The organism is Rhodomicrobium sp. R_RK_3, from assembly GCF_002198715.1.
Lineage (GTDB): Bacteria > Pseudomonadota > Alphaproteobacteria > Rhizobiales > Rhodomicrobiaceae > R-RK-3.
Window position 1 is genome coordinate 200,370 of sequence record NZ_MWLK01000015.1, and the last position, 24,815, is coordinate 225,184.

At 64.6% G+C, this 24,815-nt stretch carries 21 protein-coding genes; 8 read left to right on the plus strand and 13 right to left on the minus strand.

What is annotated here, in order from left to right; all coding sequences use genetic code 11:
- The first annotated feature begins 201 nt into the window (after positions 1-201).
- The 6 genes from lptC to ptsN all read left to right on the plus strand — a co-directional run bounded on the left by lptC (position 202) and on the right by ptsN (position 5,583).
- The gene (gene lptC, locus BLEFHOIH_RS07750; protein ID WP_088344064.1) at positions 202-888 is read left to right on the plus strand and encodes an LPS export ABC transporter periplasmic protein LptC; all 687 of its coding nucleotides are present in this window, start codon (positions 202-204) and stop codon (positions 886-888) included.
- Positions 885-1,604 carry an LptA/OstA family protein gene (locus BLEFHOIH_RS07755; RefSeq protein WP_088344066.1) on the plus strand — a complete coding sequence of 240 codons (720 nt, stop codon included), beginning with the start codon at positions 885-887 and terminating at the stop codon, positions 1,602-1,604. Before lptC ends, BLEFHOIH_RS07755 begins: the two co-directional genes overlap by 4 nt.
- Before the next feature lie 123 nt (positions 1,605-1,727).
- Positions 1,728-2,573: an LPS export ABC transporter ATP-binding protein gene (gene lptB, locus BLEFHOIH_RS07760; RefSeq protein WP_088344068.1), complete on the plus strand. Its 846-nt coding sequence runs from the start codon at positions 1,728-1,730 to the stop codon at positions 2,571-2,573.
- A gap of 137 nt (positions 2,574-2,710) precedes the next feature.
- Entirely contained in the window at positions 2,711-4,246 is a 1,536-nt protein-coding gene (gene rpoN / locus BLEFHOIH_RS07765) for an RNA polymerase factor sigma-54 (protein ID WP_348626033.1), read from the plus strand.
- Positions 4,247-4,470: 224 nt separating this feature from the next.
- Complete coding sequence (gene raiA / locus BLEFHOIH_RS07770; protein WP_088344072.1) at positions 4,471-5,073, plus strand: ribosome-associated translation inhibitor RaiA; 603 nt, start codon at positions 4,471-4,473, stop codon at positions 5,071-5,073.
- Positions 5,074-5,118: 45 nt separating this feature from the next.
- Entirely contained in the window at positions 5,119-5,583 is a 465-nt protein-coding gene (gene ptsN, locus BLEFHOIH_RS07775) for a PTS IIA-like nitrogen regulatory protein PtsN (RefSeq protein ID WP_088344074.1), read from the plus strand.
- A 214-nt stretch (positions 5,584-5,797) separates the two neighbouring features.
- On the opposite strand, the gene BLEFHOIH_RS07780 is transcribed toward ptsN, so the two are convergent.
- The 9 genes from BLEFHOIH_RS07780 to BLEFHOIH_RS07815 all read right to left on the minus strand — a co-directional run bounded on the left by BLEFHOIH_RS07780 (position 5,798) and on the right by BLEFHOIH_RS07815 (position 15,918).
- Positions 5,798-6,460, minus strand: a complete 663-nt coding sequence (locus BLEFHOIH_RS07780) for an HdeD family acid-resistance protein (RefSeq protein ID WP_245296906.1) — start codon at positions 6,458-6,460, stop codon at positions 5,798-5,800.
- Between the two features lie 64 nt (positions 6,461-6,524).
- Positions 6,525-7,325: a Bax inhibitor-1/YccA family protein gene (locus tag BLEFHOIH_RS07785; protein WP_088344076.1), complete on the minus strand. Its 801-nt coding sequence runs from the start codon at positions 7,323-7,325 to the stop codon at positions 6,525-6,527.
- Between the two features lie 44 nt (positions 7,326-7,369).
- A complete protein-coding gene (locus BLEFHOIH_RS07790; RefSeq protein ID WP_088344078.1) occupies positions 7,370-7,864 on the minus strand; it encodes a response regulator in 495 nt (164 codons plus the stop codon).
- Complete coding sequence (locus BLEFHOIH_RS07795) at positions 7,861-9,009, minus strand: ATP-binding protein (RefSeq protein WP_088344080.1); 1,149 nt, start codon at positions 9,007-9,009, stop codon at positions 7,861-7,863. The genes BLEFHOIH_RS07790 and BLEFHOIH_RS07795 overlap by 4 nt, the downstream gene beginning before the upstream one ends.
- Positions 9,006-9,440: a response regulator gene (locus BLEFHOIH_RS07800; protein WP_088344324.1), complete on the minus strand. Its 435-nt coding sequence runs from the start codon at positions 9,438-9,440 to the stop codon at positions 9,006-9,008. The genes BLEFHOIH_RS07795 and BLEFHOIH_RS07800 overlap by 4 nt, the downstream gene beginning before the upstream one ends.
- Before the next feature lie 44 nt (positions 9,441-9,484).
- Positions 9,485-13,909 (minus strand): PAS domain S-box protein, encoded by a 4,425-nt coding sequence (locus BLEFHOIH_RS07805; protein ID WP_088344082.1) that lies wholly within the window; start codon positions 13,907-13,909, stop codon positions 9,485-9,487.
- Positions 13,906-14,028: a hypothetical protein gene (locus BLEFHOIH_RS27500; protein WP_280950406.1), complete on the minus strand. Its 123-nt coding sequence runs from the start codon at positions 14,026-14,028 to the stop codon at positions 13,906-13,908. The genes BLEFHOIH_RS07805 and BLEFHOIH_RS27500 overlap by 4 nt, the downstream gene beginning before the upstream one ends.
- 407 nt (positions 14,029-14,435) lie before the next feature.
- On the minus strand, positions 14,436-14,957 hold the full coding sequence (locus BLEFHOIH_RS07810) for a DNA starvation/stationary phase protection protein (RefSeq protein ID WP_088344084.1): 522 nt from the start codon (positions 14,955-14,957) through the stop codon (positions 14,436-14,438).
- A 139-nt stretch (positions 14,958-15,096) separates the two neighbouring features.
- Positions 15,097-15,918 carry an alpha/beta hydrolase gene (locus tag BLEFHOIH_RS07815; protein WP_088344087.1) on the minus strand — a complete coding sequence of 274 codons (822 nt, stop codon included), beginning with the start codon at positions 15,916-15,918 and terminating at the stop codon, positions 15,097-15,099.
- Positions 15,919-16,517: 599 nt separating this feature from the next.
- On the opposite strand from BLEFHOIH_RS07815, the gene BLEFHOIH_RS07820 reads away from it, so the two are divergent.
- A complete protein-coding gene (locus BLEFHOIH_RS07820) occupies positions 16,518-18,782 on the plus strand; it encodes a PBP1A family penicillin-binding protein (RefSeq protein WP_088344089.1) in 2,265 nt (754 codons plus the stop codon).
- Between the two features lie 214 nt (positions 18,783-18,996).
- Here BLEFHOIH_RS07820 and BLEFHOIH_RS07825 read toward each other — a convergent pair whose 3' ends face one another.
- The 3 genes from BLEFHOIH_RS07825 to BLEFHOIH_RS07835 all read right to left on the minus strand — a co-directional run bounded on the left by BLEFHOIH_RS07825 (position 18,997) and on the right by BLEFHOIH_RS07835 (position 22,305).
- The gene (locus tag BLEFHOIH_RS07825; RefSeq protein WP_348626035.1) at positions 18,997-19,719 is read right to left on the minus strand and encodes an alpha/beta fold hydrolase; all 723 of its coding nucleotides are present in this window, start codon (positions 19,717-19,719) and stop codon (positions 18,997-18,999) included.
- Entirely contained in the window at positions 19,716-20,870 is a 1,155-nt protein-coding gene (locus tag BLEFHOIH_RS07830; protein WP_088344091.1) for an acyl-CoA dehydrogenase family protein, read from the minus strand. The genes BLEFHOIH_RS07825 and BLEFHOIH_RS07830 overlap by 4 nt, the downstream gene beginning before the upstream one ends.
- Positions 20,871-21,102: 232 nt before the next feature.
- Positions 21,103-22,305: an acyl-CoA dehydrogenase family protein gene (locus BLEFHOIH_RS07835; RefSeq protein WP_088344093.1), complete on the minus strand. Its 1,203-nt coding sequence runs from the start codon at positions 22,303-22,305 to the stop codon at positions 21,103-21,105.
- A gap of 319 nt (positions 22,306-22,624) precedes the next feature.
- Between BLEFHOIH_RS07835 and BLEFHOIH_RS07840 the strand changes: the two genes are divergently transcribed.
- On the plus strand, positions 22,625-23,449 hold the full coding sequence (locus BLEFHOIH_RS07840) for an IclR family transcriptional regulator (RefSeq protein WP_088344095.1): 825 nt from the start codon (positions 22,625-22,627) through the stop codon (positions 23,447-23,449).
- Between the two features lie 15 nt (positions 23,450-23,464).
- Here the strand turns inward: BLEFHOIH_RS07840 and BLEFHOIH_RS27600 are convergent, their stop codons facing one another.
- The gene (locus BLEFHOIH_RS27600; RefSeq protein ID WP_088344097.1) at positions 23,465-24,667 is read right to left on the minus strand and encodes a cell wall hydrolase; all 1,203 of its coding nucleotides are present in this window, start codon (positions 24,665-24,667) and stop codon (positions 23,465-23,467) included.
- Positions 24,668-24,815: the final 148 nt, after the last annotated feature.

A 24,815-nucleotide genomic window follows, 5' to 3' on the forward strand; every position in this document is an offset into this window, starting at 1 on the left:
CGGTAGCCGATTCGACCTCCCGGTCTCCGTGGCCGCGATGGGGGCCGGTGGGGCTATCCTGGCGCTTAACGGTGGTGAGGCAAGCGCTTGCGGCGCGGCCCCGACCCGGCGGATGGCCCCAAATTGCCGCTCCGCACCATAATTTTGCGCTGCGCAACGACTATGGTAAGTTGCGCTTCGCGGGGAAGGACGACATCCAGCATGGCTATCGACTCGCAAATCCGGTCGGCGCCGGTCCGCTTCGGCGGCTTGCCGGGCGCCATCGACCGCACACGGGCGCTGCGCTCGGCCAAGCGGCACAGCGCGCGGGTCAGGACGCTGCGCTGGCTTCTGCCTGTCCTGTGCGTATGTGTAGCGGCCCTGTATTTCCTGCCGATGCAGTATTCGGTGGAGATCGCCGGGGGCGAGGCGTCGGTCAAGGACGTCGTGCTTTCGGACGGGGGGCTGAAAATGGTTAATCCGCGTATCAAGGGCGTGCACGAGAAATACGGCGTCTACGATATCAGGGCGGAGGACGCCACCCAGCAGATAAAGAATCCCGAACTGATGACACTGAACGTAATCAACGCCGAGATCGTCTCCCCGAGCGGCCAGCGCACCGTGCTGACGGCGCCATCAGGCCTGTACCAGCAAAAGCTGGAAGAGTTGACTTTCGACAATGGCGTGCTGATCGGCGGCGACGCGGGCATTGCCGGCAAGCTGAAAACGGCGACGGCGTATATGCAGAGCAACAAGCTGGTTTCGACCGATCCGGTGGACCTCGCCTTCCACAGCAGCACCATCAAGGCGCAATCCATGACCTATTATTCCAGCGAGGGCCGCGCCATTTTCGAAGGCAACGTCAAGGTCCACCTGGAACGCCAGCCGCAGCAGGGAGCCCAGCGATGATGAAGGACAAACCGTTCCGTGCGGGGGCTGCGCCGCTTCTCGCCGGTGGCGCGGTATGGGCCGTGCTCCTCGTCTCGGGGCTCGCCTCGCCGGCTGGTGCGCAGGCGCCGGGCAATGGCCTTGCCGCGAGCTACGGCGCCAATTCCGGCAAGCCGATCGACATCGAGGCCGACGCGCTCGAGGTGGACGACAAGAAAAAGATCGCCACTTTCACCGGCAATGTCTCGGCGACACAGGGCGATTTCAATCTGAAGGCCAAGGAAATCCAGGTTGCCTATGCGCCGCCGGCCGCAAAGGACGGCGCGGCGAAGGACGATGCCGTCAAGGAGGCCAAGGCTTCCAGTTCGCCTTTGCCGGGCGGCGGCGGCGCGGACATCACCCAGATCGACGCCAAGGGCAAGGTCCTGATCACCACCAAGGATCGCCAGACGGGCAAGGAAGGCCAGACCGCGACGAGCGACTGGGCCGTTTTCGAGGTCAAGAAACAACTCGTCACCCTGGGCGGTGAAGTCGTGCTGACCCAGGAGACGAACACACTGAAGGGCAGCCGGCTGGTGATCGATCTGGTCAGCGGCCAGAGCCGCTTCGAGAACAACGACACCGCCGGCGGCGGCGATGGCGCCAAAGGCCGGGTGAAGGCCCTGTTCACCCCGAAGGCGCGCGAGGCCAAGCCCGATAAGGCGGACAAACCCGAGAAGCCGGAAAAGCCGCGCTGACGCCGCATCGAGCCGGTATCGTCCGCGGCGCGTTCTTCCCGTGACAATTTTGGAATTAAATTTTCCCGCCGCCCGGACTATGGTCTTCGCAAAAGGCGTGCCGAACTCACCGCTGGGTTTCTGATGGCGATCACGGACAGGCATAATCATCCTCAGGCCCGCACCGGCAACGGCAAGGCGCCTGTTCCGGCACGCCGTCCGCAATCCGACCAGGGGCCGCCGCCCAGACGCCGCGCGGACCCGGCCGCCGACGAACTGATCGCGACCGGGCTGGTCAAGAGCTTCAAGGCCCGGACCGTGGTGCGCGGCGCCAGCGTCAGCGTGCGCAAGGGCGAGGCCGTCGGGCTGCTCGGGCCGAACGGCGCCGGCAAGACCACAATCTTCTATATGATCACCGGCCTGATCAAGCCGGATAAGGGCAATGTCACCATCGACGGCCATGACGTCACCAAGCTGCCGATGTACCGGCGCGCCCGGCTCGGCATCGGCTATCTGCCGCAGGAGACCTCGATCTTTCGCGGCCTGTCGGTGGAGCAGAACATCCGCGCCGTGCTGGAAGTGGTCGAGCCGAACCGGCGCGAGCGCGAACGCCAGCTCGACGCGCTGCTCGACGAGTTCCGCATCACCCGCCTGCGCAAATCGCCCTCCATGGCGCTGTCGGGCGGTGAGCGGCGGCGCCTGGAGATCGCCCGGGCGCTGGCGAGCCGGCCGTCCTACATGCTGCTCGACGAGCCTTTCGCCGGCATCGACCCGATCGCGATCGGCGATATCCGCGCGCTTGTGCGCCATTTGACGCAGCGCGGGATCGGTGTTCTCATAACGGATCACAATGTTCGGGAAACATTGGAGCTTATTGACCGCGCTTATATCATTTATGATGGCAAGGTTCTGACCGAAGGCACGCCCGACGAGGTGGTCGCCAATGAGGACGTCAAGCGCGTCTATTTGGGCGACATGTTCTCGCGATAAGCATGGTAAGCATTACGCTGCGGTTTTCCGGAAAAATATGCGATGAATGCAAGGGGATGGACTGGGACCGCAACAGGCGAGCGCGGTCACGGGTGCTGCCCGGGATGAGTGTATGAGTTGAACGTGGAAGCGCGATCTTGCTCCAGACAAAGCTAGAGCTTAGACAGACGCAATCGCTTGTCATCACGCCGCAATTGCAGCAGGCGATCAAGCTATTGCAGCTTTCCAATCTCGAATTGCACAGCTTCCTCGAACGCGAGATCGAACAAAACCCCCTCATCGACTGGGACGAGCGCGCCGGCGACGAGACCCCGCGCCTGACCGCCGCGACCGCCGAGGCTCCTGCGGAGACCGCCCCGGCCGGAGCCGAGACGCTGCCCGGCGAGGGTTTTGGCGGTGAGGACGTCCACCACGCCGCCGGTCCTGCCGATGAGATGTCCGATTTCGCCGATGACGCGGCCATGCCGCCGCCGGCGGCTTACGAAAACCTGTCGCTGCGCTCCTCCGGCAACGGCCTGTCCGAGCCGGGCGCGGCGCGCTTCGAGGATTACACCGCGGAGCAGGTCACGCTGCGCGACCATCTGCGCCAGCAGCTCCATCTCGCCGTCGCCGACCCCACCCGCCGCCTGATCGGCGACCATCTGGTCGACCTGATCGACGAGGCGGGCTATCTGCGCGGCACCGTCGAGGAGGTCGCCGAGCGGCTCGGAGCGCCCTCGCGGCTGATCGAGTCGGTGCTGGCCGAGATCCAGAGTTTCGATCCCATCGGCGTCGGCGCGCGCTCGCTCGAGGAATGCCTCGCCTTGCAGCTCAAGGAGTGCAACCGCTACGATCCGGCCATCGCCAAGCTGCTCGGCAATCTGGACCTGCTCGCGGCGCATGACCTGCCGAAGCTGCGCCGGCTCTGCGAAGTCGATCACGAAGACCTGCTCGACATGATCGCCGAGATCCGCGCGCTCAACCCCAAGCCCGGCCTGCAATTCGGCTTCGCGGCGGTTGAGGCCGTGGTGCCGGACATTCTGGTCACCGCCGACGCGGACGGCGCCTGGAAGGTGCAGCTCAACAGCGATACGCTGCCGCGCATCTGCATCAATCACGGCTTCTACGCCACCGCCAAGCGCCAGGTCCGCAACGAGCGCGACAAGCATTACCTGCAGGGCTGCATCAGCACGGCCAACTGGCTGGCGCGCAGCCTCGACCAGCGCCGCCGCACCATGCTGAAAGTCGCGCGCGAGATCGTCCGCCAGCAGGATGGCTTCCTGAGCCACGGCGTGCGCGGCTTGAAGCCGCTCGGGCTGAAGGATGTCGCCGACCGAATCGGCATGCACGAATCGACCGTCAGCCGCGTCACCTCGAACAAATATATGCAGACGCCGCGCGGAACCTTCGAGCTGAAATATTTCTTTACCTCGGCGATCGCCGCCGCCGGTTTCGGCGACGCGCATTCCTCCGAAGCTGTAAAGCACCGGATCAAGGAAATGATCGACAATGAATCGCCGCGCCGCATCCTGTCCGACGACAAGATCGTCGCCATGCTGCGCGATGACGGCATAGATATTGCGCGCCGGACGGTGGCGAAATACCGGGAATTGATGCGGATACCGTCATCGGTCCAGCGCCGCCGGAATAAAAACGCAGCCGCCTCCAGAGCCTTAGTAACCGCTAAGGGATAACCCTAATCGCTATTCAAGAGCGGTTGGGCGCAATGTGGCTTTTCAAGCGGTCAAACTGGCACCACAATATTGGTCCTGTTTGACATCGGGCAAGCTTCGGAATAGGGTCCGCCGGGGTCTGAGAGGGTGGCGAGGGAAACAACCGGCCCCCTGGGCAGTTGTCAACAGCGTAGGGGCAGCTTTGGTGGGCAAGCTGCCGGATTTTACGCAGACACAAAAAACGCATGGCCATTCAAGTCACCGGCAAGAACATCGATCTCGGATCGGCTTTACGCAGCTATGTCTTGGACAAGCTGGAAAAAGCATTCGAAAAATATGGCAGCCAGGGGCTGTCGGGGCATATATTTATCGAAAAGGAACATGGGCGGTTTGCGACGACTTGCGCGGTGCATATGGCATCGGGGCTTTCGCTGCAGTCGCACGGCTCGGCCGCCGAGGCGCACCCGAGCGTCGACGAAGCCATGGACCGGCTCGAGAAAAGACTGCGGCGATATAAGCGGCGGCTAAAAAATCATCATCCGACTTCCGCGCCTAGGAATAGTGCAGCGGACATCGACGCGATCGATTATACTCTCCGGCACGAGGACGGCGAGCAAGACGCGGACAGCCCTGAGCTTGCGCCGGCCATCGTGGCCGAGACGCGAACGGCCATCCGGGTGCTGTCGGTCAGCGATGCGGTGATGGAGATGGACCTCGCGGATAAGTCGTTCCTTATCTTTGCGAATGCCAGCCATGGCCGCGTGAATGTGGTTTACCGGCGGGAAGACGGCCATGTCGGCTGGATCGACCCCGGTGGATTATCGGCGCAAGAAGACCGCGAGGACTGAGCCGCTACGGCAAGGCCGCTGGTCACTGGAGCGTATGGAAAGCCAATGGATCTAAGCGATCTCATCACACCTTACGGCGTCATTCCAGCATTGAAGGCAACCACCAAGAAGCAAGCGCTTCAGGAATTGTCGGTGCGCGCCTCCAAGCTGACGGGCATCGACCAGCATGAGATCTTCAATACCCTGCTGCAGCGCGAGCGGCTCGGCTCGACCGGCGTCGGCAACGGCATCGCCATCCCGCATGGCAAGATGAACTCGCTGCACCACATTGTCGGCCTGTTCGCCCGGCTCGACGAGCCGATCGATTTCGACGCCATCGACGAGGAGCCCGTCGATCTGGTTTTCCTGCTGCTCGCCCCGGAAGACGCGGGAGCGGACCATCTCAAGGCTCTCGCCCGGATTTCCCGCCTGATGCGCGAGCCGACGGCCGTGGAAAAGCTCAGGTCGTCGCGCGAGAAGGAAGCGCTGTACGCCGTGCTGACGGAGCCTGCCGCTTCGCACGCGGCCTGATATCTGCGCGGGGTCTGCCCGTATCGCGATTGGGGGCGCATGGCAGCGCCCGTTTTTGTGCCCGCGATGGCGTTGCCGGTCACGCCTCCCCAGAGCCTGAACCACTCTCCCTGTTGGCCAAAAATCGGCGCAAACGGACCCGGCCGGGGCGAGCGGCGCCCGGCGGTGAGACATCTCAGGTGCGCCCCCGCCAGAGAGCGGCGGGGGGCTAGTCCTAAGCCGGGACCGCCGTCCCGCCCGAGGCCGGGATATGATCGTAGCGGTGTTCGCGCAGCCTGAAGGCGAGCACCACCAGCGCCACGCCGAAGACCACCGCATAGATGCCCATCCAGAAGGTCAGGACCAGCGCGCCGACCGGCGGCGCGGCGACCAGCAGGATGCCCAGCAGCACCGAACAGACGCCGCTGATGGTCAGCCAGATGCGGCCGTAATTCTGCTTCAGCCGGAAGGCGGAGGTAATCATCATCACGCCCGAGATGATCGCCCAGACTGCGACCAGCAGCACGAAGGCGAAGATGGTCAGCTTCGGCCACATAAAGGCGAGCGCGCCGGCGGCGATGCGCAGGACGCCCTCGCCGGCCAGCACCAGCCATTGCTCGCCGCGCCGCGCCTGCCGCACCGCCATGATGATCGCAAGCACGCCGTCGGCCAGCATATAGGCGCAGAACACCAGGACGAGCGACAGCAGCGTCACCCCCGGCAGGAAGATGGCGGTCAGGCCGAAGGCGACACCGAGCGCGCCGCGCAGGGCGACCACCCACCAGTTCTGCGCCAGCACGGCGCTCTTCATATCCTCAAACCAGTCGCCCGCGTTCTCCTCGGGCGGAGAGGCGGCCGGATTGACGTTCAGATCCCTGATATTGCTGTTGTCGCTCATCGAAAGCACTCCTCTTGCGAAAGACGGCCTTCATTCGATGCGGAGGGAGGCCCCCCGCATCTTGCTAGTTCCGATTGCCAAACAGACTGAGCATCGAGGTAAAAATGTTGATGAAATCTAAATAAAGGCTGAGCGCGCCCATAATCGCGGCCTTGCCCGCCGCCGTCCCGTCGCCCGCGACGCTGTAATAAAGCTCCTTGATGCGCTGGGTGTCGTAGGCCGTGAGGCCGGCAAAAACCAGCACGCCGATGATCGAGACGGCGAATTGCAGCGCGCTCGATTGCAGGAACAGATTGACCACGGCGGCGATGATGATGCCGACCACGCCCATGATGAGGAAGCCGCCCCAGCCGGAGAGGTCGCGCCGGGTGGTGTAGCCATAAAGGCTCAGCGCGCCGAAAGCGGCGGCGGTGATGAAGAAGATTTGGGCGATGGAGGTCGCGGTGTAGCGCAGGAAGATCGTCGACAGCGAGGCGCCCATTACGGCGGCGAACAGCCAGAAGGCCAGTTGCGCTCCGCCAAGGCTCATGCGCCCGACACGCCAGGACAGGAAGAACACGAAGCCGAGCGGGGCGAGCGCCACCACCAGCATCGCCGGGCCCCGGAACAGGGCTTGGCCAAATGGGGTCAGGAACAAGCCGGAGCGGATGGCCGGAACGCCGCCGCCGGGCAGATTGGCCGCAAGCCCGGGATCGGTCGTCACCGCGAAGCTGTAAATGAGATAGGCGACGATGCCGCTCAGCAGCACGCCGCCCGCCATGTAATTGTAGACGCTGAGCATATAGGCGCGCAGCCCCTCGTCCACGGCGCCGGGGGCGAGCCCTGGCCGCGCCGCGCGTTCGAACCCTGGTCCGCTGGTCGACATGCGATGGTTGCCTTTCCTGGTTGGCGGGCGGCGGGCCGCCCGGGTCAAGCCGCGTCGGCGGTCGGCGTGGGCAGCGGCTTGTCCTCTTCATTGGAGCTTGTCTCTTTCGCCGCAGCGCCGTCGCGCCGCTTGCCGGTCGCGGCGAGCGCGCGCAGCGTCTCGACCCGTGCCGATTGCAGCAGATCGAGCACCGTCGCGGCGAGCGTCATCGGATCGAAGGGCTTCGAGATCACGGCGACGGCGCCGAGCGATTTGAGGAGGTCGAGCTCCGTGGCCTGGGCGCGGGCGGTCATGAAGATGATCGGGATATTCGCCGTTTCCGGTTGCGCGCGCAGCCGCGCCAGCATCGTCGGGCCATCCATCAGCGGCATCATGACATCGCAGAGAATGACGTCGGGAAGCCACTCCGTGGCGACGGCGATCGCGTCCAGGCCAGAGGCGCAGCCCCGCGTGACGATGTCCGGATTTAGACCGAGCGAGAGTTCCGTGATCTTGCGGATGTCCGGCTCGTCATCGACGTGAAGAATATGGAAGGTCATGCTTGCAGCCTTTCCTCAACAGGGGGAGGCGGGTTGGACGCCTCGTCCTGGACGCCGGGCTTACCCAGCGCGGGCAATTCGATATAGAAGATCGCGCCGCCGCCGGGCGCGTCGCTGAATCCGACCTCCCCGCCGAGCCGTTCGATCACCTGCTTGACGATGCTGAGGCCGAGGCCGGTGCCGCCCTTCTCGCGCGTATTGGTGGCGTCGGCCTGGGCGAAGCGCTCGAAGATGCGCTGGCGGAAGTCGTTCGCGATGCCGGGGCCATGGTCCCGCACGGAGATGCGCAGCTTGTCGCGCTCGCGGCCGATGGCGACCGCGACCTGGCGGCCGGCGGGGGAGAATTTGATGGCATTGGAGAGCAAATTGGTGACCACTTGCGCCAGCCGGTCGGGGTCGGCATGGACCTCGCCGGCGACGGGGCCGTCCTCGAGCAGGATGCCGACGCCGTAGCCCTCGGCGAAGCCGCGATTGGCCTCGATCGACTGCTCGACCAGCCGCCGCACATTGACCTGGCTGAAACGGAACTGCACCTGGCCGGATTCCATCTTATTGATGTCGAGAATATCGTTCACGAGCCGGACCAGCCGCTGGCAATTGGTATGCGCGATGCCGATCAGCTCGGCGATGGCGTCGGGCAATTCGCCGGCGGCCTTGCCCATCAAGAGGCCGAGCGACCCCGAAATCGAGGTCAACGGCGTGCGCAGCTCATGACTGACTGAAGACACGAATTCATCCTTCATCTGTTCCAGCCGCTTGCGCTCGATGGCGTAGCGCAGGGCGCGCATCAAGGCGCGCGGTTCGATCTGGCCCTTGACCAGATAATCCTGCGCGCCCTCCTGCAAGGCGTGCGTCGCGAGGCCCTCGTCGTCGAGGCCGGTCAGCACCACCAGCGGCACGCGCGGCGCGGCGGCATGGGCGCGCCTGACCGCCTCCATCCCTTGCGCATCGGGCAGCCCGAGATCGACCAGAATGATGTCGGGGCTCTCCGTCGCGAGGTAGCTCTCTGCGGCATGCAGCGACTCCACATGAGTCAACTCCGTAAGCTGCATGTCATTCTCTCTGAGCATTTCCCGAAGCAGCCGGGCGTCTCCCAGATTATCTTCGACCAGGAGAAGCAGTACTTCTTTGATGGTCGCGCTCATCCGACGATCTGGGCGGGCAGCTTGACCTTGGTCAGCCAGAAATCGTTGATGCTCTTCACCAGCGATTCGAACTCGTCGAGCTGCACCGGCTTGCTCAAATAGCAATTGGCCTGGAGCTGATAGCTTTTCACGATGTCCGCCTCCGCATCCGAGGTCGTCAGGATCACCGTGGGGATCAGCTTCAGGCTGTCATCCTCCTTGATGTGGGCCAAGACCTCGCGGCCATCCATCTTGGGAAGGTTGAGATCCAGAAGGATCAGGTCCGGCCGGGGCGCGTCCTGATGCACGCCCTCCCGGCGCAGGAATGTCATCGCCTCCACTCCGTCGGTAGCGACATGTATTCGGATCGCCGTGTTCGCCGCCTGAAAGGCTTCTTGCGTCAGCCGGACGTCGCCGGGACTGTCTTCGACCAGGAGCACTTCAATTGGCATATCGTCTCCAATTCCAATCTGGGGCATGCCGTTTCCGGAACCGATCATGACTGCCGCTCGCTTCCCGTCAGGGCGAAATGAAAGGTCGAACCCTCGCCGGGTTGCGATTCGACCGAGATCGTGCCGCCATGGCGTTCGACGATCTTCTTGCAGATCGCAAGGCCGATGCCGGTGCCGGCGAACTCCTCGCGCTTGTGCAAGCGCTGGAACATGCCGAAAATCCTGTCGAAATATTGCGGATCGATGCCGAGGCCGTTGTCCTTCACCGCGAAGCCCCATTTCAGGGCCGCATCCTGGGCGGCGGAAATGTGGATCTCGGGAACGCCCGGCTTCTGGTATTTGATGGCGTTGCCGACAAGGTTCTGGAAGAGTTGCGTGAGCTGCATCGGATCGGCCAGCACCACGGGAAGCTCGCCATGCGTGACCTTGGCGCCGCTTTCCCGGATCGCGCTGCGCAGGTTCATCAAAGCCTGATGCAGGGCGACCTCGCTGGAAGTGGCGCGCATTTCCTTGCCCTTCGAGCCGACCCGCGAATAGGCCAGCAGATCCTGAATCAGGCGCTGCATCCGGTTCGCGCCGTCGACGGCAAAGGCGATGAACTCGTCGGCGTCCGAATCCAGCTTGCCCTTATAGCGGCGCGACAGGAGCTGGGTGTAGCTGGCGACCATGCGCAGCGGCTCCTGCAGATCATGCGAGGCGATATAGGCGAATTGCGCCAGCTCGTCGTTCGAGCGCCTCAGCTCGCCGATGCTTTGCACGAGGCTGGCTTCCGCCTTCTTGCGGACACTGATATTGCGGATCGCCGCAGTGACGAGGACGCCCTCCGCGCCGCCCAGCGGGCTCAGCATCAGCTCGATGGGGAATTCGCTGCCGTCCTTCCGGAGCGCCGTGAGCTCGATGCCGGTGCCGATCTGCTGCGTCACGGCGTCGAACTCGGAGCGCAGGCCGTCGGCGATCAGCCTTTCGGCAAAGCCGTGCGGAATGATGTTCTTGACCCGCTGCCCGAGAAGCTCGTTGCGGCGGTAGCCGAACTGCTTTTCGGCCTGCAGGTTCAGAAGCACGATCTCGCCCTGCTGGTTGACGACGACCATCGCGTCAGGCGCCGCTTCCAGCAGGCCGCGATAGCGGCCTTCCATCTGCGCCATATATTTCTCCGCGTCCTTGCGGACGGTGATATCGCGGATCGCGGCGGTGACGAGGGTGCCTTCGGTGCTGTCGAGCGGGCTCAGCATCAGCTCGATGGGGAATTGGCTGCCGTCCTTCCTGAGCGCCGTCAGTTCGATGCCGGTGCCGATCTGCTGGTCGAACGCCTCCTCCGCCGAGCGCAGGTCGTCGGCGATCAGGCGTTCGGCAAAGCCTTCGGGAATGATGTTGGTGACCTTCTGGCCGAGCAGTTCGTCGCGCCGGTAGCCGAACTGCTTTTCGGCCTGCAGGTTGAGCAGCACGATTTCGCCGGCCTGATTGACGACGACCATGGCATCCGGCGCCGCCTCCAGGAGCCCGCGATATTTGCCCTCGATCTGGGCCAGTTGCTTTTCCGCGTTCTTGCGCACGCTGATGTCGCGGATCGCGGTGGTGACCAGCGTGCCCTCGGCGCTTTCGAGCGGGCTCAGCATCAGCTCGATGGGGAATTCGCTGCCGTCTTTCCGGAGCGCCGTCAGCTCGATGCCGGTGCCGATGCGCTGGTTGGACGCCTCCTGCGCCGAGCGCAGATCGTCGGCGATCAGCCGCTCGGCGAAGCCTTCCGGGATGATGTTGGTCATCGGCTGCCCGAGCAGTTCGTCACGCCGGTAGCCGAACTGCTTTTCGGCCTGCAGGTTGAGCAGCACGATCTCGCCGGCCTGATTGACCACCACCATCGCATCCGGTGCGGCTTCGAGGAGGCCGCGATAGCGCCCCTCCATCTGCACCACATGCCGCTCGGCTTCCTGGCGCACGCTGATATTGCGGATCGCGGCGGTGACCAGCGTGCCGTCGGCGCTTTCGAGCGGGCTTAGCATCAGCTCGATGGGGAATTCGCTGCCGTCCTTCCTGAGCGCGGTCAGCTCGAGGCCAGTGCCGATCTGCTGAGCGAGCGCATCCTCATCCGAGCGCAGATCGTCGGCGACGAGGCGCTCGGCAAAGCCCACGGGAATGATGTTGGTGACCCTCTGGCCGAGCAGTTCGTCACGCCGGTAGCCGAACTGCTTTTCGGCCTGCAGGTTGAGCAGCACGATCTCCCCAGCCTGATTGACGACGACCATGGCATCGGGCGCGGCTTCAAGCAGACCGCGATAGCGGCCTTCCATCTGCACCACATGCCGCTCGGCTTCCTGGCGCACGCTGATATTGCGGATTGCCGCCGTGACCAGCGTGCCGTCGGCGCTTTCGAGCGGGCTCAGCATCAGCTCGATGGGGAATTCGCTGCCGTCCTTCCTGAGCGCGGTCAATTCCAGGCCGGTGCCGATCTGCTGGGCGAGCGCATCCTCATCCGAGCGCAGATCGTCGGCGACGAGGCGCTCGGCAAAGCCCACGGGAATGATGTTGGTGACCCTTTGGCCGAGCAGTTCGTCGCGCCGGTAGCCGAACTGCTTTTCGGCCTGGAGGTTGAGCAGCACGATCTCGCCGGCCTGATTGACGACGATCATAGCGTCGGGTGCGGCCTCCAGCAGACCGCGATATTTGCCCTCGATCTGGGCCAGTTGCTTTTCCGCGTTCTTGCGCACGCTGATATCGCGAATCGCCGCCGTGACCAGCACGCCCTCAGCGCTTTCGAGCGGGCTCAGCATCAGCTCTATGGGAAACTCGCTGCCGTCCTTGCGGAGCGCGGTCAGCTCGATGCCGGTGCCGATCTGCTGGTCCTTGGCATCCTCGTCGGAGCGCAGATCGTCGGCGACGAGGCGTTCGGCAAAGCCTTCCGGGATAATGTTGGTGACCTTCTGGCCGAGCAGCTCGTCGCGCCGGTAGCCGAATTGCTTTTCCGCCTGCAGGTTGAGCAGCACGATCTCGCTGGCCTGGTTGACCACCACCATGGCGTCGGGCGCGGCCTCCAGCAGCCCGCGATACCGCCCCTCCATCTGCGCCAGGTGCCGCTCTGCCTGCTGGCGCACGCTGATGTCCCGGATCGCGGCCGTGACGAGCGTGCCCTCGGCGCTGGCGAGCGGGCTCAGCATGATCTCGATCGGAAATTCGCTGCCGTCCTTGCGCAGGCCCGTCAGCTCGATGCCGGTGCCGATCTGCTGGTCCTTGGCATCTTCGGCGGAGCGCAGGTCGTCGGCGACGAGGCGTTCGGCAAAGCCTTCCGGGATGATGTTGGTGACCTTCTGCCCCACCAGCTCATCGCGGTGGTAGCCGAACTGCTTTTCCGCCTGCAGATTGAGCAGCACGATCTCGCCGAGCTGGTCGACCACCACCATCGCATCGGGGGCCGCCTCCAGAAGGCCGCGATATTTCGCGCCGGCGTCGCGGCTTTCGTTGAGATCATGGCTGAATTCGGAAAATCCGCGCAGCTTGCAGGCGCTATCGCGCAGCGCGGTGAAGGTGACGCTGGCCAGATAGCGCGAACCGTCCTTCTTGACGCGCATCCCCTGTTCTTCGTGGTGGCCGTTGGCGGCGGTGAGGCGGAGGATGCGCGCCGGCCGGCCGCGCTCGATGTCTTCCGGGGTAAAGAAGCAGGAAAAATCACGGCCGATGATCTGATCGGCGCGGTAGCCCTTGACGCGCTCGGCCCCCGCATTCCAGCTCGCCACCTTGCCGTCGGGGTCGATCATGAAGATGGCGTTGTCCTGGACGCCGTCGAGCAGCATCCGGTATTCCTCTTCGCTGCCCCGGAGCGCCTTTTCGGCCCGGCTGCGGCGAAGACTGTCACGCAGCACGCTCCAGCCCGCGACGCCCGTGACGAGAACCCCGAGCGCGGTGCCCAGGATCACAATGAGCTTGGTCTGCCACAGATAGTCCGCCGCGGCCGCGCGGCGCTCCTCGAGCAGGCGCAGCTCCTCGTCCTTCATCTGGCCGATGAGCGAATTAAAGTCCGCGGCCTCTTGCGGGCTCGGGTCTCCCTTGGCTGCCTCGACCGCCGGCTCCAGGCCCCTCTCGCGGCGCAAAGCGATGAGCGAGTCCGCGCGCTCGGTGCGCTCGGCGGCCAGCTTCGCCAGGATCGCCAGCCGGTTTGCCTGGACGGGATTATCCGACAGCTCCTTGGCAACCACCGGCCCGAGTTCCGCCATCCGTTGCTTGGCGGCGTTATATTGGCTGAGGTCGGTCTCCTCGCCCGTCAGGATGAACCGGCGCACGCCCGAGGACATCCCCTCCATCGACGAGGACAGGTCTTGCAGGCTTCGCAGCACCTCATGGCTGTGACGTACCCATTGGTTGCTCTGGCTGGATGCCACGATGCTTCGATAGGAGAAGGCGCCAACGGCGAGCAGCACGGCAATGGCCAGGCCGAAGGCGATCTGGACCGTCCGGCGCGAGAGGTAGCCGATATTCATAGCGCCCCCGTAGCGGTGCCGTTGGGGCGTGAGCAGCCGCTTTCGGCCCGGCGCGAGGACGGGTGGCCGAAATCACGGATCGCCGCCGTCGCCTGGACGGGGAGGCGGGCGAGTAGCATGGTGTCTCCTTGGAAGCCCTGCCAGTTCCGACGCCGCACGGCAAGGCAACCACGAAGGGTACAGCTTGGCGCATTAACGGCTTGCGACCGAGATCAAGACAATCCGAGCGACTTTGCCGTCGATTTGGGAAGATGTGCGGATGGGGCGGGGGCGGAGCGATGAGGCTCAACCTCGCGAAGGGGCCGGGCTATTTGGTCAGAATCGGGCGCCCGGATCCGGCCCGGCCGCCAACCCAACTGCAGCCGGACTCTCCTTGCGCATCGCTTGGGGCCTCTCCGGCCGTCGTCCCGGGCGGCCGTTAGGCCGGACCGGGACCCCTTGGCCTGGCACCATGCTTGCGGAGAGGCAAGTGGGCCCCGGCTCTGACGGCCGGGGCCACGGATTTCTTGCCGGGCTCTGCGAAGGGCTAGCCTTCGACTCGGCGGGTGGACTCGAACAGGAACCAGACGCGCCGTTCGGTCTCGTCGATCCAGTTCTCCAGCAGGCTCGCCGTTGCGACGTCGTTGTGCTCGTCGCAAATGCCGTGGGTTTCGAGCATGTAGCTGGCAAGCTGCTTGTTGTCGTCGCGCAGCTCGGCGAGCATGTCGAGCGGGGTGACGAAATCGGCGTCATTGTCCGGTATGCGCTGCAGGCGGGCGATCTGGCCGATCGAGCGCAGCGTCGTGCCGCCGATCTTGCGTGCCCGCTCGGCGATGTCGTCGGTCATGGCGAAGAGCTGGTCGCCCTGCTCGTCGAGCATCAGATGGTAGTCGCGGAAATGCGGGCCGGACATGTGCCAATGGAAATTCTTGGTCTTCAGATAGAGTGCGAAGACGTCGGCGAGCAAGGTGGTCAGCGAGGCCGCGATGTCGCGCGTGGCGTTGCTGGTGAGGTTGGTCGGCGTTTCGAGCGGAGACTTCCGCCGGGCTTTTGCGTCCGTAGTCGTCATATCAGCACCTCTTGATGGATCGGGGCACGACGCCCTCAGCGATAGACTATGCGCGCGGACTAGAGCGGGATGAGGTAAAGTCGATACCGGTTTACCGCCGTCAGCCCGCTCTAAATGTAAGAACTAGATCACTGTTGATCTAGCCTTTGAGGAAGGCCAGCAGATCGGCGTTCACCTCATGCTTGTGGGTCGTGCACATGCCGTGGGGGGCACCTTTATAGATTTTCAAAGTCGCGTTCTTGACGATTTTCGACGAGAGCAGCGCGGAAGCTGCGATCGGCACGATCTGGTCGTCATCGCCGTGCAGGATCAGGGTCGGCACGTCGAATTTCTTCAGGTCCTCGGTGGTGTCGGTCTCCGAGAACGCCTTGATGCAGAAATAGGAGGCCGGGAAGCCCGCCAGGGAGCTTTGCAGCCAAAAACTTTCGCGCACGCCCTCGGAGACTTTGGCGCCCGGACGGTTATAGCCGTAGAAGGGCAGGCTGAGATCCTTCCAGAATTGCGAACGGTCCTCGATGACGCCCTTGCGGATGGCATCGAAGGCTTCGATCGGCGTGCCGTTCGGATTGCTTTCGGATTTGAGCATGACGGGCGGGATGGCGCCGATCAGCACGGCCTTGGCGACGCGGCTGGTGCCGTGGCGGCCGATATAGCGGGCGACTTCGCCGCCGCCGGTCGAATGGCCGACATGCACGGCATCCTTCAAATCGAGGGTCTTGACCAGCTCGGCCAGATCGTCGGCATAGGTGTCGAGGTCGTTGCCGCCCCAGGGCTGGCTCGACCGGCCATGGCCGCGCCGGTCGGCGGCGATGGTGCGATAGCCGTTCTGGGCGAGGAAGAACATCTGGTCTTCGAAGGCGTCGGCCGAGAGCGGCCAGCCGTGGCTGAACACGACGGGCTGTCCCTTGCCCCAGTCCTTGTAATAGATCTCGGTGCCGTCTTTGGTGGTGAAACTTGCCATATGGGTCTTCCTGGAGTTGGGGTTTCGGCGTCGTCGCCACAGGCCCGGCGGATTGGCGGCGATACCCGTTGCTCCGGCATGGACCTTGCGGCGCCTGGGGGCGGGTTTATTGTCGATTCATGCGCTGTTTCCTGCCGCGACTTGCGCGCCTACGAACGAGGCGGCAAATTGTCGAAAGTTACTTTGACAAATTTATCCAGTTTTTCGAAGTATCCGCGCGGCCGGGCCCCGCGACAGCGGTTAGAAGATCACGGAATTGCCCGCCAACGCAACCAGCATGCAAGTCACAAATAAGTGTCGCAAGGGCGCTCTATTGCCTCATGCGCCGGAACTTGATTGACAATGACAGCATAGCCATCAAATCCCGCGCAAGCCTCGACCGGCAAGAGGCTCAAGGCGCCGTAAATGCACCTGCGGCCTTGTCCGTGACCGGCATTATGCGATAGATCATCCGCCCCCGCCATATCGCCCAGGCCATTCGCCACATTTCGCCGTGCTCCCGTCAAATTTTCAGATCAGTTTGCAAGCGCAATTGATTAATCCCGTTGGACAGGCGCTCGGCGAGACTTCGTCTCCTCGCGCCAAGGGCTGCACCTGCAATGAATTTCGGCAAGAGTTCCGCGTCCGCGCTGCGCGGCCGCTTCGACGCCCTGCTCAAAAGGCTCACCGGCCGGCGCGCCGGCGCGGCGGATGACGGTGCAAGCCCGCCCGTTCCGCTCGGCGCCGACCCGCTGCCGCGCTTCATCCGCGAGGCCAAGCCTTTGCGCTTCGACGAGCCGCCGGCGCTCGAGCTGGAACCCGCGCCGCCGCGCCGCACCATCGAAGACGACGAATTCGCCGCCCGCCTGAAGCGCGACTACCCCGCCGAGCCGGTGCCGCGCAAAATCCGCTCACTGCCGTTTCGCATCGCGCGGTTCACGCTCTATTGGGGCGCCATCACTGCGGTGTGGTTCGCCGTGGTGCTGGCCAGCGCCGTCACGGTCTACTCGCTCTTCGCCGAAGACCCGCTCAAGGCCGGCCTCAGCAAACAGGCCGCCAAGATCACCATCCTGTCCGACGACAAAAAGGTCATCGCCGAAAAAGGCTTGCGCCGCAGCCACGTCAAGCTCGACGACATGCCCAAGCATCTGATCGACGCGGTGCTGACCACCGAGGACCGCCGCTTCTATTACCATTACGGCTTCGATCCGCTCGGCATCGCCCGCGCCGTCTTCATCAACCGGCGCGCCGGCCGCGTCGTCCAGGGCGGCAGCACCATCACCCAGCAATTGGTCAAGGTGCTGTTTTTGAAGCCGGACCGGACCTATTGGCGCAAGGTCGAGGAAGCGCTCTTGTCCTTGTCGCTGGAATGGCGGCTCGACAAGAAGCAGATCCTGGAGCTGTACCTCAACCGCATCTATTTCGGCGCCGGCAATTACGGCGTCGAAGCCGCCGCCCAGCATTATTTCGGGCACAGCGTCACCAAGATCACCCCTTACGAATCCGCCATGCTGGCCGGCCTGATCAAGTCGCCGACCTATTTCGCCCCGACCACCGATTTCAACCGCTCGCTGGAGCGCGGCAAGCTGGTGCTGACCAACATGCACGACGGCGGCGACATCAGCGATGCCGTCTACAGGCAGTCCCTCGCCGAGCCGCCGACGCTGCGCACCTATCTGCCCTCGGAAAGCTACGGCTATGTCATCGACTGGGTGGTGGCGCAGGTGCCCGAACTCGGCCTCGACTTGAAAGAGGACATGGTGGTCGAGACCACCATCGACTATGAGCTGCAGGGCGTCGCCCAGCGCATCGTCAAGGACCAGATGGACCGGCACGGCAAGGAATATGACGCGGGCGAAGCGGCGGCGGTCATCATCGACCGCAATGGCGCCGTGAAGGCGCTGGTCGGCGGGCGCGACTACACCAAGAACCAGTACAACCACGTCACCCAGGCCAAGCGCCAGCCCGGCTCGACCTTCAAACCCTTCGTCTATCTCACCGCGCTGGAGAAGGGCCTCAACCCCGACACCATGGTGCATGACGGCCCCTTGCGCATCGGCGACTGGACGCCGAGCAATGCCAATGACCGCTTCTATGGCGACGTCACCATGCGCGACGGCCTCGCCAAAAGCCTGAATACGGTGGCGGTACGGCTGTCGGAATGGTCGGGGCGCGACGACGTCATCAAGACCGCGCACCGGCTCGGCATATCCTCGAAGCTCGAGCCGAATGCCTCGATCGCGCTCGGCACCTCCGAAGTGACGCTGCTGGAAATGGCGACCGCCTATGTCCCCTTCGCCAATGGCGGTTTCAGCGCGCAGCCGCATATCATCCGCTCCGTCAAGGACGCCTCGGGCCGCGAGGTCTACAAGATCGGCCGCACCAATTGGGGCCGCGTCATCCGCCCGAATAATGTGGCGCAGATGAACGACATGCTGACCGGCACCATCCAATACGGCACCGGCAATGCCGGCTCGATCGATCCGCACCCCGCCGCCGGCAAGACCGGCACCAGCCAGAGCTACCGCGACGCCTGGTTCATCGGCTATACCGCCTATTACGTGACCGGCGTCTGGCTCGGCAATGACGATTCCAAGCCGATGAAGCGTGTCACCGGCGGCTCCCTGCCGACGCTGATCTGGCGCGACCTGATGATCTACGCCCATGTCAACAAGGAGCCCGCCCATCTGCCGGGCGGCGAATTCTTCGAGGCGCGCGGCAACCGGCCCGCCGGGCAGGGCGGACGCGGCGAAAGCCTGTGGGATGCTTTGTTCGGCGGCACTGGCAGCAGTGCCCGCCGCGATTCCACGCTCGGCACCCCGACGGCGAGCCCCGCGCGCGGCGCGCAACGCAAATCCTGGCTCGAGGATCTGTTTTCGAATTGACGGGGGAGGCGGCGCGAAGCCTCTTCCTCCGTCGCCCCGGGCGGCCGTCAGGTCGAACCGGGACCCATTGGCGGAACCGCTGGCACCATACTTGCAGCGAAGCGAGTAGAACCCGGCTCTACCGGCCGGGGCGACGAAGTAGATTACCCACCTGTGCAGATTTTCAGTGGGCGCCGGCTGCGGCTCACCTGGAGCGGTGCAACCGTCCAACTCTTCAGCCGCCCATCCAATCCACCAGCGCGCGGCTGACGGCGCGGGGTTGCTCCAGCGTCGAGAGATGGCCGCAGGTCTCGACCTCGACCAGTTTCGCGCCGCGAATGCCGGCGGCGATCTCGCGGGCATTGTCCGGCGGGGTGAGCTGGTCGCTGTCGCCGACGAGCACGAGGGTGGGGCAGCGGATCTTGGACAGGTGCGGGCGGCTGTCGGCGCGCGCCTTGATCGCCTCCTGCTGACGGATATACGCCTCCGGCCCGCAGGATTCATGCATCTGCCGGTTTATCCGCACGAGGCCCTCGACCTTCTGATGCTGCGGGTGCATCAGCCTGGGCAGCATCAGATCGGGGATTTGCGAAAACTGGCCCGAGCGCGCCATGGCGATCTGCGCGTCGCGGCGCTCGGTCTGCTCCGGGCTTTCGGGGACGGCCGCCGTATCAAGCAGCGCGAGGCGCAGCACGCGCTCCGGCGCCCGCCGCATGATCTCGAAGGCGATATAGCCGCCCATCGAGAGACCGGCCAGCGCGAAGCGCGCGGGCGCGGCGTCGAGAATATGCGCGGCGATCTGGGCCATGGTGGTGCCGCGCCTGTTGTCGGCAACCATGACCGGCCCGAATTCCCACAGCGCGCTGAATTGCGGCGCGAACAGCAGCGGCGAACAGGCGAGCCCCGGCACCAGCACCACCGGGACGGGCTTGCTCAGCGCCGTGGCCTGCCCGATCACGCGACCTCTTCCAGCAAGCCGCCCGCGTCGGAGACTTTCGCAAGGTGGTGGTCGGTGTCGCCGAACAGCGCTTCGATCATGGTCAGCCGCTTGAAATAGTGCCCGGCCTTATATTCCATCGTCATGCCGATGCCGCCATGGAGCTGGATCGCCTGCTGGCCGACAAAGCGCGCCGAACGGTTGATCAGCACCTTCGCGCCCGAGATCGCGGCGCGGCGCTCGCGAGCCCCGGCATTGGCCATCATCGCCGCCAGCACCGACATCGAGCGCGCCTGCTCCAAGGCGATCATCATATCGACGGCGCGGTGCTGCAGCGCCTGGAAATTGCCGATCGCCACGCCGAACTGCTTGCGGGTCTTCAGATAATCGAGGGTGAGCGCATGCAGCGCGTCCATCGCGCCGACCGCCTCGGCAGCCAGCGCCGCGATGCCGATATCGACGACATGCTCCAAGAGGTCGTGGCCCCGGTCGCGCCCGCCGAGCACCGCGTCAGCGCCGGCCTTGACGCCGTTCAGCGTGATCTCGGCGACGCGCTGGGCATCCTGCCCCGCATAGCCGTGGATCTCGACGCCGGGCGCCCTGGCATCGACCAGGAACAGCGTGATGCCGCTCTTGTCGCGCCGCCCGCCGGAGCTGCGCGCGCTGACGATCAGCCGGTCGGCGCTGTCGCCGTGGATGACCATGGTCTTGTGCCCGTCGAGGACGAAGCCATCCCCGGATTCGCGCGCCGTGGTCGCCACGTCGAACAAATCGTAGCGCGCCTGCCGCTCGCCCTGGGCCAACGCCAGGATCAGCTCGCCGGCGATGATTTGCGGGACCAGCGTCTCGCGCTGCTCCTCGGTGCCGCCCAGGCGCAGCGCGGCCGCGCCAAGCACGACGGTGGAAAAGAACGGCTCCAGCGTCAGGCCGCGCCCGACCGCCTCCATGACGATCATCGTCTCCAGCGGACCGCCGCCGATGCCGCCCGTGCTTTCCTCGAAAGGCAGCGCCGTCAGGCCGAGCGCGGCAAAATCCCGCCAGACCGCCCGGCTCCAGCCGCCGGGCTCCCTGGCATAGGCGTTGCGGCGCTCGAAATCGCCATAGCGGTCCTCGATCAGCCGGTCCACGCTGTCCTTGAGCAGCGACTGCTCTTCCGTAAGGTCGAAATCCATCCTCTGCCCTTGTTCAAGACGCGCCAGTTTTTGTCATCCTCGCGCAAGGCGGGATTCGTTGAGAAATCTACCCGCAGCCGGACTCCCTCTCCCTTGGGAGAGGGCGGGGGTGAGGGGTTCGTGACTCAGCCGAGAGGCACCAACCCCTCACCCGGAACGCTTCGCGTTCCACCCTCTCCCCTGGGAGAGGGTGGGCTTCGGCGAGCGGATCTACCTCGTTCATTTCGCCGCTCTAGAGCCCCAATACAGCCTTCGAGATAATATTGTGCTGGATCTCGTTGGAGCCGCCATAGATCGAGACCTTGCGGTAGTTGAAGTAATTCTGCGCCGCGAGGCCCGCCCAGGCCAGTTCGGCGAGCGGATCGTTGCTGCCAGGCTCGACATCATAGCCGCGGAAGGCCAGCGCGTTCGGACCGGCGGCCTCGAGCAGTAGCTCGCTTACCGTCTGCTGCAATTCCGAGCCCTTGATCTTCAGGATCGAGGAGGCCGGATTGGGCCTGTTGCCGCCGCTCTTGGCCTGCTCGGCGACGACGCGCATCTGCGTCAGCTCCAGCGCCTTCAGCTCGATCTCGGCCAGCATGGCGCGCGAGCGGAACGCGGCATCGTCCCACACGCTGCCCTCGCCGGCCGGCGTCTGCCGGGCGATTTCCTTGACACGCGCCAGCCGCTGTTTGGTGATGCCGACGCGGGCGATGCCGGTGCGCTCATTGGCCAGCAGGAATTTTGCGTAATCCCAGCCGCGATTCTCCTCGCCGACCAGATTGGCGACCGGCACTTTCACATCGTCGAAAAACACCTCGTTGACCTCGTGCCGGCCGTCGATGGTGATGATGGGGCGCACGACAACGCCGGGCGTCGCCATGTCGATCAGCAGGAAGGAGATGCCCATCTGCTTCTTGGCCTCGGGATCGGTGCGCACGAGGCAGAAAATCCAATTGGCGTATTGGGCGAGCGTGGTCCAGGTCTTCTGGCCGGTGACGATGTAATGACCGCCGTCGCGGATGGCGCGGGTCTTCAGCGAGGCAAGGTCGGAGCCGGCGCCGGGTTCGGAGAAGCCCTGCGCCCACCAATCATCGAGATTGGCGATGCGTGGCAGGAATTGCCGCTTCTGCGCGTCGTTGCCGAAGGCGGCGATGACCGGGCCGACCATGTCGACATTGAATTGCAGCGGCTGCGGCACCGAATTGAACTGCAGCTCTTCCAGATAGATGTAGTGCTGGATCGGCGTCCAATCCTGCCCGCCCCAGGCAACCGGCCAGCGCGGCGTCGCCCAGCCCTTGGCGTTCAGGATGCGCTGCGACGTCACCATGTCCTCGCGCGATACCTCCTCGCCCTCGGAGAACTTGCGGCGGATCTCGGCCGGGATGGCGGTACGGAAGAAATGGCGCACCTCGTTGCGGAACGCGATTTCGTCATCGGTGAAGCGGAGATCCATGGCGCTGCCCCTCAATTGCTCGTCATGAAATCGGCGAATTGTGACGCCAAAGCCTGCGCCTTCCCGGGCGCGGCGGCACCGTCACACGCAATTTGCGCCGTCTTCGATTTCATTGCGTTTCCTCATCGCAAGGATACACGCGCGAGCGGGATTGCGCATACCGCACGCGGGTGAGGCATAAATCGCGCACACGGTTGACATTATGCCGCTGTGCGGAATAGTTTTCTGCAAATGCGATTGAAGCCTAGCACACGTCGCCGTTCCGTCAAGCGGCGGACGCGGCGAGGGCTCGCGCGGGCAACGCACGGAAGCGGACGGCATGGCGAGAAAGCGATTCAAGGATGCGGGCGAAGCGGCGGTGATCCCCTTGCGGATCGACGACACCCAGGAGCGCCACTTCGTGACCTCGCTGGCGCGAGGGCTGGAAGTGCTGGCCTGCTTCCGCAAGAACGAGGCGCTGCTCGGCAATCAGGAGATTGCGGCCCGCTGCAATTTGCCGAAATCGACCGTCTCGCGCCTGACCTACACGCTGACCCGGCTCGGCTACCTGCATTATGTCGAGCCGCTGGCCAAATACCGGCTCGGCACCGCCATCCTGGCGCTCGGCACCGCCATGCTCGCCCGGCTCGACGTCCGCCCGATCGCGCGTCCGCTGATGGAGGAACTGGCCGTCTTCTCCAAGGCGCATGTGGGCCTCGGCGCGCGCGACCGGCTCAGCATGGTCTATGTCGAATGCTTTCGCGGCGAATCCGCCGTCTCGCTGACGCTCGATGTCGGCTCGCGTATCTCGATCTCGACCAGCGCCATGGGCCGCGCCTTCCTCGCGGTCTGCACCGAGGAAGAGCGCGCGCCGATACTGGAGGAAATCCGGGCGCTCGACGATCTGAACTGGCCGCGCACGCGCGACGGCATCGAACAGGCCATCGAGGATCACCGGCGGCTCGGCTGCGTCACCAGCTTCGGCGAGTGGCAGAGCAATGTGAACGCCATCGCGGTCGGCTTCCGGCCGGGCGGCGGTATGCCGGTCATGGCGGTGAATTGCGGCGCGCCCGACATGGTCGTCAGCCCGGAATTCCTGATGACCCAGGCGCGGCCGAAACTGATCGCGCTCGGCCGGCGGCTGGAAGGCACGATGGGCGTGTGAGGCAGCCGATCGGCGCTAAAGCTGGTTCAGCTCGGTATTCGCGACCAGAGGGTTCACGAAGGGCGCCTTGTAGAAAATATGCACGCCGATCTTGGTCACGCGTTTGACCAGCTTGCGCCATTGCGGGGAGACATAGGTGGCGTGGTAGTGCGTCGCGTCGCCGACCTCCTCCAGATAGACCTTGCCCGACATGACGTTCTTGGCGACCTGGAGCGCGGCCTCCCACTCGTCCTTTTCCTTCGGCGTATCGGCGACGCCGTCGCAGGCGAAGGAGAATTGGCAAGCGTTCTTGTTCCACTGGCCCTGATAGACCACGCCGCAGATTGTGTTCGGGTAGAAATCGCTGCGCACCCGCGTCATGATGACCTGGGCGACGGCGATCTGGCCCTTGGTCGACTCGCCGCGCGCTTCGAAATAGACGGCGGTGGCCATGCAGCGCAACTCGCGGGCGCGGAATTCCTTCTCGGTCAGGCCGCCGAAGATGCTCGGCTCCTTTTCCTCGCCGTCGCCGCCCTTGACGCGGGCGAGCTTGACGAGATCGGCCCAGGTGGCCTGCGCCGAGGTGGCGCGGCGCGGGGTGACGGCGGCGACCACGCTCGGCTCGTCGGTGGAGGCGGTGGCGGTAATAGGGGATTTTTCCGGCGCGGCAAAAGCCGCCGTCTCGGCGGGGCCGGAGGGCGGCGGTGAGACGAAGAACAAAGCGGCGCTGGCCCCGGCGGTGATCTCGGGCTCGTCGGCCGGGGTGAGCAGCCTGGCAACCGCCATTTGCGGCAGCGACAGCCGGTCCCGCTTGCCGCCGCGATTGACGTCCTGCCCGAGAATGGTCTCCGCCGCCATGCCGGAAATCGAGCCGATCTCCATCGGCGTCATCGCGGCCGCCATGAAATGCGGCTTGTCGGCGCCCTCGATGCCCTCATCGGCGGTCGCACTGGCCGTGGACGGAGCGGCGGCATGGCCGCCTTCGACGTCGGCGCGATTCTGTTTGCCGTGCTGACTGAAAAGGGCGCTCGCCTGTGGCCCAAGCGCGATGCGCGGCGCGTCGGCCGGGGCCGGCACGCGCACGATGGTCACGCCATGGACGCGTGGCGCATGCCTTGCCGAAAGCGCGTAATCGATGAACGCGGACCCGGCGCCGAGCAGCGAAACCACCGTCGCGGCGGCGACAATTTTGGCGCTCCTCGTGGCGGAGCGTAAACCGATCACGACTTCCCTGCCCATCCTCCAGCGCCCCAAACGCTGAAATTTCACAACGCCTCGCAGACCCAGTGTCGCGACCTGTTTCAAATTAGAACAAGAAGTAAGGCTCATAAAGGTAAATGCATCCTTACCGCCCGCATGGATTGATGAAACCGCCCAAGACGTTTGA